Source organism: Thermostilla marina (genome assembly GCF_054657455.1).
In genome coordinates this window covers 962645-978715 of the sequence record NZ_BAAHYR010000001.1, presented here as the reverse complement: position 1 = coordinate 978715, position 16071 = coordinate 962645, and the positions used below count along the sequence as shown (strand labels likewise).

Sequence of the window (16071 nt, the reverse complement as noted above, 5' to 3'; positions counted from 1 at the left end):
AAACGCAAAAGCGATTGCCGGCCAGCAGAGACCGTCCCTCGGCCATGCCGATCGGCTCTTTTGCTTACGCACACTCAAAGCATAGATGCTCCACCCCGAAACGGCGTTACAAGTAATTCTGGCCGATTTCGAGACTTCTTGTTTCGTTCGATCCTCGCGGTGCCGCGGGACCGATTGCGAGGCAAACGTCCTCCGCCTCGGCCGGGTGAGCCCGGGCTTCTTTTGAGGCAATCGACCGCCCCGAAAGCGATTCTCTCCGCCTTTTTCCGCAGACTGGACAGACTGCGACCAACCTCACGATGAAAAGGCCCTGTCGGGTCTTGTTCACTCGACAGGCAGTATTAGACTGCAATCAAAAGGGGCGACACTTCTCGAACGAAAGGGGCAGCTATGAACGGTTCGGGATCGAATAGCTTTGCGATTGCGGGCTTCGTTTTGGGGTGCATTGCGTTGGTTTTCGCTTGCGTCCCGTTCATCTCCATCCCCGTGATGATCCTGGGGTTTCTTTTGGCGATCGTGGGCTTGATCGTCGGGATTCAACACAATTCCGGCCTTGGATTTGCAATCGCAGCCTTGGTCATCAACGGCGTGGTGACCATTCCGCTCTTCGTTTTCGGCATGGCCGGCATGGCGATCGGGACGGCGACCATTTTCGGTGCGGCGGATGCCGCGCGCGAAGCCGCCGAACACGCCGAGGAAAAGGATGCTGGAAGCGGCTCTTCGGCAAACGGCGCGGATTCCGGCACGCCGGAGACCTCCCCGTCACCACCGCCGGCCGGGTCGGACGGGGCGGACACCACCGGGGTCTTGCCGTGGCGTGAACCGTTCCAAATGGGAGATGCCCGCCTTCACATCGTCTCGGCCAGAATCGGGCCGGTCGAGCTGAAGAGCACGATGCTGGATCGGTTTACATCGTCGGAGGACTATCTCGAGATCCGCATCCAGGTCACGAACACCTCGGCGACAAAACGGCTGAATTTCGATTCGTGGCAAGGACGCGACTTTGCCGTATTCGACTCGTTCGCCTCGCTTCGCGATGAACACGACAACGTCCTGCGGCGGATCGACTTCGGGTTCGATACGCATCCCGTCGGCTACGTCGATCACGACATGATCAATCCGGGAGATTCCTTGGTCGACATCTTGGTTTTCGAGCCGCCGATTCCGCAAGCAAACACCTTGTTCCTGAAACTCCCGGGCGAGAATGTCGACGCCGACGGCGAGCAGCGGACTTTGCGCATCCCGATCGCCGAACTGAAACCCCCACCGACCGAAAACGCGCCGCCTCAGCCCGAGACGACCGGCAGCAACGGCCCGAACAACGGAACGACCGCCGACGCCCCCCCACCCGCTCAACCACCGAAGGCTCCACCGGCGAGTCCCCCGAACACCGGGGCAAACGGAAACGCCGAACCTCCCGAGGGTGAATTCCGCACGTGGACGGACGCGAGCGGACGATTCTCGATCGAAGCCCGCTTCGAAAAAATGGCGATGGGCAAGGTGTACCTGCGCACCAAGGACGGCCAACCCATCGTCGTCGAACAAGAAAAGCTCTCGGAGGCCGACCGGCAATGGTTGAAAGAGCGATACGGTCCTTGACGCCGCCTCCCCAAAAACACCTAGAGGTCCGACGTTTGACCGAACATCCTCTTACGCCTCACCGGGGCGCACGTGCAACACGCAGCAGCCGTCACCGCCGGGCTGCCACGTTTCGGCCCAAAACCGAAAGCCGGCCGACTCGAACGTGCCGTTGTCGATGCGCGCGGCAATGCGGCAGAGTTTGGCGATCATCTCGTCGGACAGTCCGGCCTCTTGCCAGGCGTCCCGCAACGGGCAGGCGTGGAACTTGATATCCAACGCCGATTCGTCGCTGCGCAACACCTCGGGACCGAACATCTTGCCGTCGTCGGGAATGCCGCCTAAGAATGCCTCTTCGAGCCCTTGCAAGTCCGAGGGCGCGAACCGGGCAAACTTCTTGCCGATCTCGGCTCCACGGGCATAGATCGCCCGCTTCATCGTCTCCTCGGCCTTTTCCGGTCCCAGCTCTTTTTCCAACTCCAGATACATCTGATGGTAGATATGCGCCCGGTTCTTGTACGAGGCGTACAGTTCTTCACGCAGCTTGTCCGACATGATTTCCTCGCAAGATGGAGACGGTTTCAACTTTCTTTGTCCGATTCGGTCGAATCGCGGACCGGTTTGGCGCTTTCGGGAACGCCGTCGTTCGCATCGGCCGTCACCGAGGCGAAATCCGGCGCGACGGTCGGGCGACGGGCCGACGCGGTCTCGAGTTCGCGGTTCTGCGGCGGTGCGAACCGCGAAACGTCTTCCCGATCGATCAGGACGACGACCTCTTTGCTCTTCATGAAGTTATTGTACCGCGTCAGCTCGATCAGCCGATCCCCGAATTCCTTTCGCAAGCCGGGTAGCTGGTCTTCATAGGTCATGACGACTTCGGACGTTTCGGCATCGAGCGCCTCGGCCAGCGCATCGTAGCGATCGAGATAGCGAACCGGCTCGCCCGCGTAAAAGACGACGCTCTCTTGCAGGTACCGGAATCCGATCAACGCGGGCGTCGCGCGACAACGTGCCCGAATCTCGGCCAGCATGGGCGCAGCGTTTTGGTGATCGGCCACCACCTGCGCCGCACCGGCAAATACGGCGGTCAACGCAGCGACCGAGGTAACGGCATAGACCAGCCGCAGCTTCCGCGGCCGATTCGGCCCGAGGAGGATTCCGGCGATTCCCCCGGCAACCAAGATGATGCCCAGACCGCCCGTCCATCCAAGTCCCGGCAACCCCACCTTCGCGGCCGCCAGGGGCACGGCAATCATGATTCCCACTCCGACGGCCATCGCGATTCCCATCGCCGTATTGACTTCCCAACGGCGGACGGGCAACGTGCCCTCGCACCAGCGTTCGAAGAAGGCGGCGGTCAACAGTCCCACTGCCGGAAAGGCCGGCAGCAGGTAGTGCGGCAACTTCGTGCTGCAAATCGACCAGAAGACGAACCAGATCCCAAGCCACGTGAAACAAAAAATCAACCCGTCCCGAGCTTCGTCACGGCGCGCGATCCGCCGAACGGCGTCGTGAAATACCAACCCGATGAAGACCGACCACGGAAAGAATCCGCCCAAAAGCGAGGCGACGTGATACCACACCGGCCCCTGATGCCCCTGGATCGGCTGCGTAAACGGCCGCAGGTTGTACATCGCGAAGAACTCGCGCAGCCATGCCCCGTCGGTCCGCCAACCGACCCACACGAACCACGGCAAGGCGAACAAGGCCACCGCCGGGAACGCCCACCATGGTTGCATCTGCACAAACGCCTTGGCGAAGTTGCGGGGATCCCACACGCGCGCCGTCGTGACCATCGCCCGCCACATCCACGGGCCGCGCGCCGGCTGGTCGCGGTTCGCCCGTCCGACGATCATCAAAAACAGGCCGATCGCCGCCGCGGGCAACAACAATCCGATCGGCCCCTTCGCCAAGATAGCCAGAGCCATACACCCCCACATTGCCCATACCGCCCACATTACAGGGCGAGCGGGCGATTCGGTTTCTTTTTCCCCGGTGCCGCCGGTGTGATGTTTCCCCAAGCCGAGAATCGGACCGTACCCGACGACGAATGCCAGCATGGTCCCGACCGTCAGCAGCGTGAGCGCGGCATCGACGGTCGCCGCCCTGGCCGAAACGACATACAGCAAGTTCGACATCGCCATGACTGCGCCCCAAAAGGCGGTCCGGCGGGAAAACAGGCGACGCCCCAGCTCGTAGGTCGCCCAAGCGGCCATGACGGCGGCAATCGGCGAAAGAAATCGGGCCCCCAGCTCAGAGTAGCCGAACAGTCCGAAACCGGCCATCATCATCCAGAACATCAAAGGCGGCTTGTCGGGAAACATCTCGCCGTTGTAGCGAGGGACGACCCAATCGTTCCGCTGGATCATTTCCCTTGCGCAGGCGGCGTAGATCGGCTCGTCCTCGTCCCACAATCCCGGCCCGCCCAGGTTCGTGAAAAACAAGATACCGCCGATTACGGCAATCCATGCCCAGTCCCACGCGCGCTCCCGCATCGCTCCGTCGCTCCTGTTCACTGTTGGTCTCGCCTGCAACTTTCGCAGCCCTCCTGGGCATTGCAGTTTAGCGCACCGCCAAACTTTACCCAATATCAATTCCCTCTTGCGACAAGCGAAACCGATCACCGGGCCGCCCTGAGGCGGCGCCGATCGTCGGCCGGCAACTTGCGAACCTCTCTTGACACAAGCGGCGGTCCAATCTACCACCCGCGTATGGCCGAAAAATCGTCGCACACGAGCCCTGACACCGTCGTCTCGCCCGACACGCCTCGCTTTGTCGAGCCGAAGATGTCGCGCGCCGTGTGGGCCTGGATCCTCGCGTTGTCGGTCGCGGCCCCGATCGCCTTTTCGATCGACCTGCCCGCCGCGACGTGGTTCCACGCCGGAAACATGCCCAAGCCCTTTCGCGAGCTGTTCGCCCTGTCGGAAGTGTTCGGGCACGGCCTGGGGGTCGTGCTGATCGCGGCGAGCGTTTGGGCGCTCGACCCGCGACACCGTTGGGCCTTACCGCGATTGTTGGCAGGCGCTTGGGTTGCCGGCCTGGCGGCCGATGTACTCAAGTCGCTCATCGGTCGCATTCGGCCGCGAGATCTTCTTGCGGCCGGGCAACCGGCCGTTCAATCGGTGTGGGACACGTTCACCGGCTGGTTGCCGGTCGTCTATGCCGACGTGCACGGTCACAGTTTCCCCTCGGCACACACGGCCACCGCGTTCGGCTTGGCTGTTTCGCTGGCCTCGATCTATCCGCGGGGCGCCTGGTGGTTTTACGTCCTCGGCTGGCTGGTCGCGTGCCAGCGATTGGATTGCTCGGCGCACTATCCCAGCGACGTGTTGGCCGGTGCCGCCGTGGGCTTATTGATCGGCGTCATCCATCGAAACATCACCCTGCAAAGTCGCTGGTGGCAAGACATCGAACATCGTCTGGGTCGCCGAGAGACGTAGTCGCCCTATCTTTCGCAACGAAGACACCCATGCGATTAGCCGCGTTACCGCACGACATACCGTTTTCCCGCGAATCTTCGCCCCCGAGGTGGATACTTTCGTTCGGCCGCGGGCTGTTTGCCTACCGAAATTGGGTTTTCGGTCCGCTTGCTTGCGCCCATTTTTACCTCGCATGGACATCGCGAACCGTTCCGTGCACGCACGTCGATGTGATCGGGTTTGCACTCGGCGCAGGACTCGCCGTGCTCGCGGCCACGATTCGCTTGGGCTGTGCCGGACGCGTGCTCCCCGACAGTTGCGGACGCGGCCGCTCGTTTCGCGCCGAACGCCTGGTCACGGATGGCTGGTACGCCGTCTGCCGCAATCCGCTGTACATCGCAAACGCGATGCTCTGGTCGGCGGGATGCCTGTTCGCCCGGGCATCCTGGGCCGTCCTTCCCACGGCATTGTTCGTCCTGGCCGCGTACCGGTTGATGCTGATCGCCGAGGAAGACTTCCTGCGTCGACGCTTCGGGGCGGCTTATCGCGAATACTGCCGCCGCGTACCTCGATTCCTTCCGCAAGTGATGAAACTTTGTCGCTTTTCGGTGGGACGACGCCCGGCCGAAGACTGCCCCTTTTCTTTGCGGCAGGCGATCTTCCGCGAACACGATACACTCGCCTTGTTGTTCGTCGGAGCGTGGACGCTGTGCGGAATCGCCGGAGGCGGCTGGCTCATTCCCGAATGGCGTTTGCTGATCGAGTCGGCCCCGGGACTCGCTCTCGTCTTGACCGCGTGGCTTGCAATCAAGATTTGGAAGAGGACGACGCGTCGTGTGCGCGCGTAAAAAAGGCGGCTTTCGACCGGTTTCGATCGAAAACCGCCGTGCGTCGTTTCATCACCCGCTGCAACAGCCGTGTTGCCGCAAAGTGAGTGGGGCTTACACCTCTTGCAGCTTACGGCAGATCGCGTCGGCCATCTCTTGGGTCCCGACGGCCGTCGGATCGTCGCGGGTGGGCTTCATGTCGTAGGTGACGTCCTTCCCCTCGGCGATGACGGCGGCGACTGCCTTCTCGAGCCGGTCGGCCGCCTCATTTTCTTTGAGGTACCGCAACATCAGCATCCCCGAGAGGATCAATGCCGTCGGGTTGACCTTGTTCTGGCCCTTGTACTTGGGCGCGCTGCCGTGGGTCGCTTCGAAGACGGCTCCGTCTTCCCCGATGTTCGCGCCTGGGGCCACCCCCAAACCGCCGACCAGTCCCGCCGCCAAGTCACTGAGAATATCGCCGTACAGGTTCGGCAACACGATCACGTCGTACAGCTCGGGCTTTTGGACGAGCTGCATGCACATATTGTCGACAATGCGATCTTCGAATTCGATGTCGGGGAACTCTTCGGCCACTTTGCGGGCGACCTCGAGGTACAGCCCGTCGGAATACTTCATGATGTTGGCCTTGTGGACGGCAGTGACCTTCTTGCGGCCGTTTTCCTGTGCGTAGCGGAATGCGAATCGCACGATCCGCTCGGTCCCCGACACACTGATCGGCTTGATCGAAATGCCTGTCTCGTCGCGACCGGTGCGAATCGGACGATCGGGCGAAAGCCGATTGATCGTGTCGATCAACTCGCCGGTGGCCTCTTGGCCGCGCTCGAATTCGATCCCCGCGTACAGGTCTTCCGTGTTCTCACGCACGATCACCAAATCGACCGGCACGCTGCTGAAGAAGCTGCGGACGCCGGGATAATACTTGCACGGCCGCACGCAAGCGTACAGGCCCAAGGCTTGGCGCAAGTGGACGTTGATGCTGCGGAACCCGGTTCCCACGGGCGTCGTGATGGGGGCCTTCAAGGCGCAGCGCGTGCGTCGAATGCTTTCCATCACCGAGTCGGGCAGCGGCGTGCCCGTCCGCTCCATCACGTCGACTCCGGCCTCCTGCACATCCCAGTTGATTTCCACGCCGGTCGCGTCGATACAGCGGCGAGCCGCTTCAGCCAATTCGGGTCCCACGCCGTCGCCGGTGATCAGGGTAACCTCATGCGCCATGAACCATGTCTCCTTGATTCGTAACCTGTGTAATGAACAACGTATCTGCTCGCGCCGCGCGCGTCGACTTCGGCTTTCCCCTCACAAGGGGCATACGCGCCTCGACAAGGGAAAACTTTCATTGGAAGCCGATCGGTGACGATTCTCAATCCCCCCGATGAAACTCTCCTGTCGGCGTCGCCCAGCACCGGCTAGAGAGAACGGGTATTGTACCCAAACCGAAGCAGTTTTCACACCTTTGTCTGTCTAAATCCACAATTCCGTCAACAAAGCAGTGCCGACGATAGGCAAAACGCCCCAAAACGGTGCAACAAAACGTCGGCTTCGGCAACATGGTATCACAACGCGGCGTTTCCGCGCGGCGACTCTTTAGTGGCTGGTGTCCCCCGGTCGCCGGATTATAATGGCGATTTATCCTACCGGAAATCATGCGGGGTGACAGTCACATTATCTGCGGAAGCGCCGGTTGTGGGTCGCGACCCGGCCCGTGCCCCGCCCCTTGATCGGGCTGGAATTCTTGGACGACGGACCGGTCATCCCGATTCGATACGGTCGCGACATGCCGCGACGTAGTGCGGTATCGCCGGTTGGGTGTCGGCAACGTGGGGGCCGCCTTCACGGCGAAGCCTTTGCGCCGGCGTTCGACGACATCGCGTGGAAAACCATCCTGGGAGCCGATTCCGATGAATGCCGAGTACACCAGCAATCAAAGCCCTCAAACCGAGGTCATGATCGAAGCGGTCGGCCTCTCCAAGTACTACGGCGATTTCGCCGCGATCGAAAACGTCAACTTCTCGATCCGCAAGGGTGAGGTGGTCGCCTTTCTCGGCCCCAACGGCGCCGGGAAAAGTACCACCATGAAGCTGCTGACCGGCTATCTGGCCCCGAGTTCGGGTGTCGCCCGAATCGCCGGCTACGACATGGCCGAACAGCGACTTTTGGGCTCGCAGCATCTCGGCTACCTTCCGGAAAACGGTCCTCTGTACGCCGACATGAGCCCGCGGGCGCTGCTGAAGTTTTTCGGTGAACTTCGCGGCTACACGGGCAACGCGCTGACCGAGCGAATCAACGCCGTGCTCGACCTGTGCAACCTGTGGGACGTCGTCGGAAAGCCGATCGGCAAGCTGTCGCGCGGTTATCGGCAACGTGTCGGAATGGCCCAGGTGCTTTTGCACGAGCCGAGCGTGCTGATTCTCGACGAACCGACCGCCGGCTTGGACCCCAATCAAATCCACGAGGTCCGCGAAACGATCCACAAGCTGAAGACGCAAGGCAAGACGATCCTGCTCTCCACGCACATCTTGCAAGAGGTTGAGGCGATGGCCTCGCGGGTGTTGTTCATCAGCGAGGGCCGACTCGTCTTCGACGGGCCGGTAAACGAATTCGCGGAAAGCGGCAAGACGCTCGAGGAACGGTTCCGCGAGCTGAGCGCCGCGGCCGTCGAGTGATTCGTGGATTCGTCGGCGTCGTCTTCGGTTTTTCGATGTGCGAACCAACCCGACCATAAATACCCGTAAACAGCGGCAACAACCATGAACACCAAGGTTTTGCTTTCGGTTCTGAAGCGGAACTTCCTGAGCTACTTCGCCAGCCCCACTGCCTACTTGTTCATCTGCGTGTTCGTCGCCATGAGCACGGTCGCCGCGTTTTGGCCGAACGAGTTCTTTTCGGCCAACCTGGCGACTCTGGACCAGTTGAACAAGTATCTGCCTTACGTGATGCTGATCTTCATCCCGGCCGTCACGATGGGCATTTGGGCCGACGAAAGGCGACAAGGCACCGATGAACTGCTGCTCACCCAGCCGGCAGCCGACCTCGAAATCGTCATCGGAAAGTACCTCGCCGCGGTCGCCATTTTCACCGTGTCGCTGCTGTTCTCCTTCGTTTGCAACGCGGCCGTCCTCGAAAGTATTTCACTCGGCGGCGCCGACTTGGGCCTGATCGTGGGCACGTACGTCGGCTACTGGTTGGTCGGAATCGCAATGTTGGCGATCGGGATGATCGCTTCGTTCCTGACGGGCAACCTGACGGTCGCCTACATCTTGGGCGTCCTGTTCAACCTGCCGCTGGTGTTCTTGGCGTTCTCCGACGTGTTGTTGCCGGTCGAAACCGCCATGGCGATCAAGTCGTGGAGCATCTCGTGGCAGCTCGAACCGTTCACCCGCGGGCTGCTCACCCTTTCGGGCCTGTTCTACTTCGCGTTGATCGCCGCGGTGATGATTTACCTCGCAATGGTTCTCATCGGGCGGCGACACTGGCCGACCGGTGAATCCCGATTTCCGGCGAGCGTCGTGTACGTGCTGCTGCATTTGTGCTGGATCTTCACCTTCGCCGCCGGCGGTATCGTGCTGCGGGAATTCCTCGAAAACCCGGTCACGTTCAGCACGGTCCTCGTGCTCGGATACCTGATCGTCCAACTCGCCCTGTTGTGGCTGTGGTCGGTCACTCCGAACCGCCGACCGATCACCGCGCCCCATATGGCCATTCCGCTCGTCCACGTCGTGCTGGTGCTGGCCTGGACGATCGGCATCATCGTGCTCAAAAAGGCCGGGAACTGGACCGACGTCACCCAAGCTGTGATGCTGGCGATCTGGGCGTTGCTGATCATCGGCGGGGTAGCCGCGTGGTGGCGTTTTCCGCGTCAATGGTCGCTCATGCCGGGACACTTCATTTTGCGGGTGGCGACCTTGCTGGTCGTCGCGGCCTCGTTGGTGGGGCTGGTGCGCCTGTTCGATGTCCGCATCGACGTGACCGAGGCGCAACTGGCATCGTTGTCCCGCGATACACGTGAGCTTTTGGCCGAGCTCCCCGACGACGCCAACATCGTCATCGAGGCGTTCATCAGCCCCGAAGTGCCTGAAGAGTACGTTCAAACGCGCCAAGGCCTGATCGAAACGCTTCGTGAATTCGACGCCCGGAGCCCGAAAATTCGCGTGTTGATCAACGACACGGAATTGCATTCGGCCGAGGCAATGCGGGCAAACGAGAGCTTCGACATCACGCCCCGGCGGGTCACTTCACAACAGCAGGGGCGGTATATCGACAAAGAGATTTTCATGGGTCTGGTCGTCAAGAACGGCCTGCAAAAGGTCGTCATTCCCTTCGTCGACCGCGGCACGCCGGTCGAATACGAGCTGATCCGTTCGATCGGCACGGTAACGCAGGCCGAGCGTAAACGATTGGGCATCCTGGAAACCGACGCCCACCTGTTCGGTCAATTCAGCTTCCAAGGCGGCGGCGATCGATGGGCGATCGTCGAAGAGCTGGAAAAGCAATACGACGTTTCCCGCGTAACGCCGAACGACCTGGTCACCAACGACGAAGAACGTCTCAAGGCAGGTTATAAGGCTTTGGGCTTGGACGAAGAACCAAGCGACGAAGACATCCTGCGCAAAGGCATCGAACTGCTGAATCTGGAGACCACCGTCGACAAGCTCTCCGACGAGCAAAAAGAAGAATGCCGCAAGAAAGTCGAAGAAGAAGCCCGCAAGAAAGGCCTCTACGACGTCATCTTGGCCGTGCAACCGTCGTCGCTTTCGCCGGAAGACATGGTCCGGTTCATCGCGGCGATCAGCTACGGCCAGCCGATGGTGATCTGCGAGGATCCTTTCGCCCTGTTCGGCCGCGGCGTGCCCGGCACGACCGAGCCGCGTCAAGCCCCGAACCCGATGTTCGGCGGTTCGCCGCCTCCCAAGGGCGACATTTCACCGTTGTGGGATAAACTGGGGGTCACCTTCCACGGTGAATCGTGTGTCTACCAGCGGTACAACCCGATCAAGCGGTTGTCGATCTTCGACGAACGCCCCGAATTCGTCTTTGTCGACAGTGAAAAAATCCCGGATGGTCTGGCCGATCATCCGATCACCAGCAAACTGCCGCGGTTGCTCTTCCCATTCCCGGGATGGATCGAGAAGAAGAACGCGACGGACATGACCGTCACGCCGCTGATCCGCACCGGCAACGAAAACACGGGAATCGTGCCGTTCAGCGAGATCGTCATCCCGAACTTCTTCGGCGGACCGTCCCAGCTCAATCCGAATCCGCGGCGAGTGATGAAGAATGAACCGTACATCCTCGCGGCGTACATCGAAGGCCGTTTGCCCGAGCAGAAGATCGAGGAGCCGGAAGGCGACGCGCCTTCTGACCAACCCACCGCGACCGACGTGCCCGACAAGAAGCACGACGTGCGGGTCGTTCTCGTCGCCGACAGCGACGTACTCCAAAACACGTTCTTCGAATTGCGACGGCAGGGACTACCGCCGGAAGCCGGCTTCGACATGAACTTCGGCAACGTCGAGTTCATTCTCAACGCGATTGATCACGTGGCCGGCGACCAGCGTTTCATCGCAATCCGCAAACGGCGTCCGAACTACCCCACGCTCAAGGCGATCGACGTGGCCACGCGAGACGCCCGTGAAAAAACCGCGAAACGCATCGCCGAATTGCGTGAACGGTTCGACGCAATCGAAAAGGAAGAAGACGAGAAGATCGAAAAGGAAATCGAAAAGATCCGCGCCGAACTGGAAAAGAAACAAGTGGCGGTCGACGAAATCGTTCGCCGCGTGGCGATTGCCCAGCGCGACGCCGAACGACGCAAGACCGTCAAGGTCGAACAAGAGCGAGCGAGAATCGAGGCCGAAATCGATCGCATCGAAACGGAGCTGGCGTTGCAAGTGCAACGCACGCAGCGGATCTACAAAATGGTCTCGGTGTTCGTACCGCCGCTGTTCCCCTTGGCGTTGGCGGTGATCGTCTTCGCCTGGCGACGAGCCGGTGAGCTCCAAGGGGTTTCCGAGCGTCGTCGTCGTTCGCGAAAGTGATCGCAAAGCATCGACTTGTTAGACCGTACGAAAAACAACCGACCCGACGATAAACGGCAAGGAGATTCGGCGTCATGACCCAAACCTTGCGAACCGCTGTATTCACGGTGGCGGCCCTGGTTGCCGTCGGCATTACCGCAACGGCCTATAAGCTTTCCGCGCCGGCCCCCGAACTGACCGGTGCCGAAACCATGCGGAACAAGACCTTGTTCCCGAAGTTTCAAAGGGCGCTCGATGCCGCCGAGCTCGAAATCATCGAGTTCGATCCCGACACCGCCGCCATCATTCCCTTCAAGGTGGCTCAGATCGACGGTAAGTGGTCGATCCCCAGTCACGAGAATTACCCCGCCGACGCCAAAGATCACCTGGCCGCCGCGGCGACCTCATTGATCGGCCTGAAAGTCCTCGACGTCGTCACCGAATCGGCCGGACAAAAGAAACAAGCCGAGTTCGGTGTCGTCGAGCCGAACGCCGAGAAACTCACCGTCGGCGCCACCGGTGTCGGCAAACGCGTGATCATGCGGGACGCACAAGGCAACACGCTGGCCGACTTGATCATCGGCAACGAAGTGCCCGGCTCCGACGATCAACGCTACGTCCGCGTGACGGGAGAGGAACCGATCTACGTCGTCAAGCTCGACCCCTCGGAACTGAGCTCCGACTTCGGCGACTGGATCGAGAAGGACTTGCTGCAACTCAATCCTTGGGACATCGACGACATTCGATTGAACGACTACTCGTTCGATGCCGTCAGCAGCGCCCTGAATCCGCGGGCGAGGATCCGGCTGGACTACAACGACATGGGCGATCCTCGCTGGTCGGTCGTCGAATGGAAGACCTTCGACGCATCGAGCGGCCAATGGGTCGACACGTCCATTCCCGAGGGCAAAGAACTCGACACCTCGAAGCTCGACGCCATGCGAACGGCTCTCGACGACTTGAAGATCATCGACGTGCGCCGTAAGCCGCAGGCCGTCAGCGAGTCGCTCGCCGCAGGCGAAATCAAGGTTGATCAAGAAACGGCCGAATCGCTCGCCTCACGCGGGTTCTACATGGTCAATGCGTTGCAGTACTTCCGATTCTTCCCGCCTTCCGACGATTCGGAGCTGAAACGCCCCGTCGAGTTGATCAGCTCCGAGGGTGAAGTTCGCGTGGGCATGAAGGACGGCGTGCGTTACGTGCTGCGGTTCGGCACCGTGGCCGAAGCCCGCGGCAAAAAAGACGACGAATCGGACGGCGGCGTCAACCGCTACGTGATGGTGATGGCCGAGTACGACCCGACCTTGATTCCCAAGCCGGAACTCGACCCGTTGCCCGAACTTCCGGCCGATGAGGCCGAGGCCGCCGCCGAAAACGCCGGATCGGATGAAGCCGCCGAGAACGGCGACAGCGAAGCCTCCTCCGACGAGGCATCGAGCGACGAGAAATCGAACGCCGACGACATCAAGGCCGAACGCGAACGGATCGAAAAGGAAAACAAACGCAAGCAAGAGGAATACGACGAAAAAGTCAAAAAAGCCCAAGAGCGGGTCAAAGAACTGAACGCCCGCTTCGCCGACTGGTACTACATCGTCTCCGATGAGACCTATCAAGACATTCACCTTACCGGTGATGCGATCTTGAAGGACAAGGAGCCGGAAGATTCCGGCGACGACACCTCTGCCGAACCGTTGCCGGAAGGCGAATCGTCCAATTTCGGCGGTGCGAACATGACGCCGGTCGCTCCGGCAAACGAAGAAAGCGCCGAACCGGCCGAGGGCGAATCGGGCGATGAAGAACCCGCTCCCGCGGAAGCGTCCGAAAACGAAGCGGACAATGAGCAACCGGCCGCCGAGGCCGAAGAAGAAGCCCCGGCCGCGCCCCAACCCGCTGAAAATGCAGCCGAGGCGAACGAGGGCAACGAAGGCAAATCGGACAATCCGCTTCGTTGACCTCAAACGGCGCAGCTCGACCGAACGTCCGACTCGAAAAGAAATCGCACGGGTGGGACCTCGCGGGCTGTTCCGATCACACCACCGGGAGTAACGGGGCTACGCCACAGTGGTTCGGCTGGTAAAACGGTTCTGACGCCGTTGCGGTGGAGGATGCCGCAAGAGCCGAGGGAAGCATCGGGCATAGCGACCGAGAGGGCCGTGCTGCGGCAGAAATGCCACGGCCCGTGCGGACTGCCGGCGGTTTGGACCGCCGGGTCGTTGTCCTCATTCCGCCGGCCGATTCGCTTTCGGCTCAGTTGCTCGACCATCCGCCCCGGACCGACGCCCCGGTTCCGTTTGGTCCGCTCCCTGTCCCGCTTCTTGAACCGCAAGAGCGTCTTCGGTGCAATCCGCCGTTTCGGCTCTTTCACCTCCATCGAGTTGGACAACGGAGCTGCCCCCTCAAGCCGTCGAACATGCTCGGCACACACGGGAAGCGGCCGTCTTCGGACATACCGAAGACGGCCGCATGAAGCAATCGAAGTCGTTACTCCTTCATCCAAGAATCAACGACATCGGGTTACGAATTGAACTGCGACCTCCGTGGTCGCAGACGGTTCCCTCGAAAACGTCACGGTCCGATCGGTGTCGGTTCCGATTGCAGGAAGTCGCGCGGACCGCGGATCGTGTAATACGGATACGTGACGGCGGCGGTCGGCGGACCGGGATCGATCATCGGCGGCTGACGCAGGCCGTGCAAAGCACACGGCGCGCCCGCCCGGCACCGCGGACAAACCGCGGGCACTGAACAATCTTGACAAGTTTCGGGAGCCGCCGCGCAACTACCGTGTACCAGACCGGTCAGCCCGATACCGCCTTGACGGTGCTGGACGGCATGCGAGCTACAGCCGGAGAGGATCGCCAAACCGGCGATCAACGCCGTCACACAGAGTACTTGTTTCATTTTCGGTGATTCCTTTCGATGTCGGACGGTCCTTGCCCGAACCGCAGGCTCCTCCGAACCACCCTTCGGCGGTGACGACGCGACCAGACGTCGCCGAAGGCGGTGCAGAGCACGAAGACGGCAGAATCACCGCCCCCCTTCTAGAGCGGTCGATCATCCGCCAACACGACACACTTCTTTAGCTTGTCATCGGCCGTACATCCCAAAGAGTCCAGAAAATCGTAAGAAGCCCACCGCCTGCGACGATCCTACCCGCCGTCGCAACTGCCACGTGACACTTTTCCGCGGCCGGGTCATCGCGTACCATTCCCCAACCGGCGGGGGTTTGTGCTGAACCCAATCTTCAGAAAGCATACCGGCGAGGTGATCATGGCCAAGATTCGGCGGAAGATCGTCAAAATCGACGAAGAGAAGTGCGACGGCTGCGGACAGTGTGTGCCCTCGTGCGCCGAGGGGGCCATTCAAATCATCGACGGCAAAGCCCGGCTGGTCTCGGAGGTCTATTGCGATGGGCTGGGAGCTTGCCTGGGACATTGTCCGCAAGGTGCCATCACGATCGAGGAACGCGAGGCCGAACCGTTCGACGAACAAGCCGTCGAGGCCCACGTGAAGGGAGCCTCCGGCGGCGCGTGCCCCGGAACCCGACCGATGGCCTTGCCCACCTTGCCGATCGCTGCGGGCCCCGCGCCGACGAGCGACCTTCCCCCCGCAGGCGATGGACGCGAAGCAGGCACCGGGAAAAAGGCCGTCTTGCGCAACTGGCCCATCCAGTTGCACCTGGCACCGCCGAACGCACCCTTTTTCAAAGACGCATCGGTTCTCTTGGCGGCCAACTGCGCCCCGTTCGCCGTGGCCGATTTCGACGAGCGGTTCTTGGCGGGCAACGTGGCGTTGACGGCGTGCCCGAAACTCGACACGACCGCGGGCTATCTCGAAAAGCTCGCGGCGATCATGCAGTTCGGCGGCATTCGGGAGTTGTCGGTCGTGCGGATGACCGTTCCGTGCTGCGGCGGGATCGTTCGCTTGGCCCAAGCCGCCCGGACCGAATCCGGCTCGCAAGTGCCCATCCGCGTCGTCACCGTCTCCCCCCAAGGCGACGTCGCCGAAGAAACGCTCTGACGCCCCGCTCGCGGCGCACGCAGCCGAGCACCCCAAAACCGTGCCACGCAAGATGTGCGCTTCCCTTCTGATCGAAGAACCGGCCCCATTAACAACCCGCTCCACAAGCCGGGGTTGAAGATCGTCTGAGGTTGAATAACAGCAACACGCGGCTTGAGTTGGCGTGAATCAGGTAGGGTATGCCACGGTCATCCTTGCGATCGCGGGCGCGCC

At 61.2% G+C, this 16071-nt stretch carries 11 protein-coding genes; 7 read left to right on the top strand and 4 right to left on the bottom strand.

Going from position 1 to position 16071, the window contains the following annotated elements; all coding sequences use genetic code 11:
• Nucleotides 1–390: 390 nt before the first annotated feature.
• Nucleotides 391–1599 (top strand): SHD1 domain-containing protein, encoded by a 1209-nt coding sequence (locus tag ACYQ2I_RS03445; protein WP_460165595.1) that lies wholly within the window; start codon nucleotides 391–393, stop codon nucleotides 1597–1599.
• Nucleotides 1600–1650: 51 nt separating this feature from the next.
• Here ACYQ2I_RS03445 and ACYQ2I_RS03440 read toward each other — a convergent pair whose 3' ends face one another.
• Entirely contained in the window at nucleotides 1651–2133 is a 483-nt protein-coding gene (locus tag ACYQ2I_RS03440) for an L-2-amino-thiazoline-4-carboxylic acid hydrolase (RefSeq protein ID WP_460165594.1), read from the bottom strand.
• 26 nt (nucleotides 2134–2159) lie between these two features.
• On the bottom strand, nucleotides 2160–4073 hold the full coding sequence (locus ACYQ2I_RS03435; RefSeq protein ID WP_460165593.1) for an ArnT family glycosyltransferase: 1914 nt from the start codon (nucleotides 4071–4073) through the stop codon (nucleotides 2160–2162).
• Nucleotides 4074–4364: 291 nt separating this feature from the next.
• On the opposite strand from ACYQ2I_RS03435, the gene ACYQ2I_RS03430 reads away from it, so the two are divergent.
• Entirely contained in the window at nucleotides 4365–5018 is a 654-nt protein-coding gene (locus ACYQ2I_RS03430) for a phosphatase PAP2 family protein (protein WP_460165592.1), read from the top strand.
• Between the two features lie 29 nt (nucleotides 5019–5047).
• A complete protein-coding gene (locus ACYQ2I_RS03425) occupies nucleotides 5048–5845 on the top strand; it encodes a methyltransferase family protein (protein WP_460165591.1) in 798 nt (265 codons plus the stop codon).
• Between the two features lie 93 nt (nucleotides 5846–5938).
• Here ACYQ2I_RS03425 and ACYQ2I_RS03420 read toward each other — a convergent pair whose 3' ends face one another.
• Entirely contained in the window at nucleotides 5939–7042 is a 1104-nt protein-coding gene (locus ACYQ2I_RS03420) for an isocitrate/isopropylmalate dehydrogenase family protein (protein ID WP_460165590.1), read from the bottom strand.
• 683 nt (nucleotides 7043–7725) lie between these two features.
• On the opposite strand from ACYQ2I_RS03420, the gene ACYQ2I_RS03415 reads away from it, so the two are divergent.
• The 3 genes from ACYQ2I_RS03415 (at nucleotide 7726) to ACYQ2I_RS03405 (ending at nucleotide 13793) form a co-directional block, all read left to right on the top strand.
• Entirely contained in the window at nucleotides 7726–8490 is a 765-nt protein-coding gene (locus ACYQ2I_RS03415; RefSeq protein WP_460165589.1) for an ABC transporter ATP-binding protein, read from the top strand.
• A gap of 84 nt (nucleotides 8491–8574) precedes the next feature.
• Nucleotides 8575–11862, top strand: coding sequence for a Gldg family protein (locus ACYQ2I_RS03410; RefSeq protein WP_460165588.1), 3288 nt, complete (start codon nucleotides 8575–8577; stop codon nucleotides 11860–11862).
• A gap of 74 nt (nucleotides 11863–11936) precedes the next feature.
• Entirely contained in the window at nucleotides 11937–13793 is a 1857-nt protein-coding gene (locus tag ACYQ2I_RS03405) for a DUF4340 domain-containing protein (RefSeq protein ID WP_460165587.1), read from the top strand.
• 613 nt (nucleotides 13794–14406) lie between these two features.
• Here the strand turns inward: ACYQ2I_RS03405 and ACYQ2I_RS03400 are convergent.
• Nucleotides 14407–14739 (bottom strand): hypothetical protein, encoded by a 333-nt coding sequence (locus ACYQ2I_RS03400; RefSeq protein WP_460165586.1) that lies wholly within the window; start codon nucleotides 14737–14739, stop codon nucleotides 14407–14409.
• A 369-nt stretch (nucleotides 14740–15108) separates the two neighbouring features.
• On the opposite strand from ACYQ2I_RS03400, the gene ACYQ2I_RS03395 reads away from it, so the two are divergent.
• Nucleotides 15109–15858 (top strand): ATP-binding protein, encoded by a 750-nt coding sequence (locus tag ACYQ2I_RS03395; RefSeq protein WP_460165585.1) that lies wholly within the window; start codon nucleotides 15109–15111, stop codon nucleotides 15856–15858.
• Nucleotides 15859–16071: the final 213 nt, after the last annotated feature.

Excerpts from the sequence above, each read along its gene's own strand:
- ACYQ2I_RS03445 (WP_460165595.1), top strand. The coding sequence starts at position 391 with ATGAACGGTTCGGGATCGAATAGCTTTGCGATTGCGGGCTTCGTTTTG.
- ACYQ2I_RS03440 (WP_460165594.1), bottom strand. The coding sequence starts at position 2,133 with ATGTCGGACAAGCTGCGTGAAGAACTGTACGCCTCGTACAAGAACCGG.
- ACYQ2I_RS03435 (WP_460165593.1), bottom strand. The coding sequence starts at position 4,073 with ATGCGGGAGCGCGCGTGGGACTGGGCATGGATTGCCGTAATCGGCGGT.
- ACYQ2I_RS03430 (WP_460165592.1), top strand. The coding sequence starts at position 4,365 with ATGTCGCGCGCCGTGTGGGCCTGGATCCTCGCGTTGTCGGTCGCGGCC.
- ACYQ2I_RS03425 (WP_460165591.1), top strand. The coding sequence starts at position 5,048 with ATGCGATTAGCCGCGTTACCGCACGACATACCGTTTTCCCGCGAATCT.
- ACYQ2I_RS03420 (WP_460165590.1), bottom strand. The coding sequence starts at position 7,042 with ATGGCGCATGAGGTTACCCTGATCACCGGCGACGGCGTGGGACCCGAA.
- ACYQ2I_RS03415 (WP_460165589.1), top strand. The coding sequence starts at position 7,726 with ATGAATGCCGAGTACACCAGCAATCAAAGCCCTCAAACCGAGGTCATG.
- ACYQ2I_RS03410 (WP_460165588.1), top strand. The coding sequence starts at position 8,575 with ATGAACACCAAGGTTTTGCTTTCGGTTCTGAAGCGGAACTTCCTGAGC.
- ACYQ2I_RS03405 (WP_460165587.1), top strand. The coding sequence starts at position 11,937 with ATGACCCAAACCTTGCGAACCGCTGTATTCACGGTGGCGGCCCTGGTT.
- ACYQ2I_RS03400 (WP_460165586.1), bottom strand. The coding sequence starts at position 14,739 with ATGAAACAAGTACTCTGTGTGACGGCGTTGATCGCCGGTTTGGCGATC.
- ACYQ2I_RS03395 (WP_460165585.1), top strand. The coding sequence starts at position 15,109 with ATGGCCAAGATTCGGCGGAAGATCGTCAAAATCGACGAAGAGAAGTGC.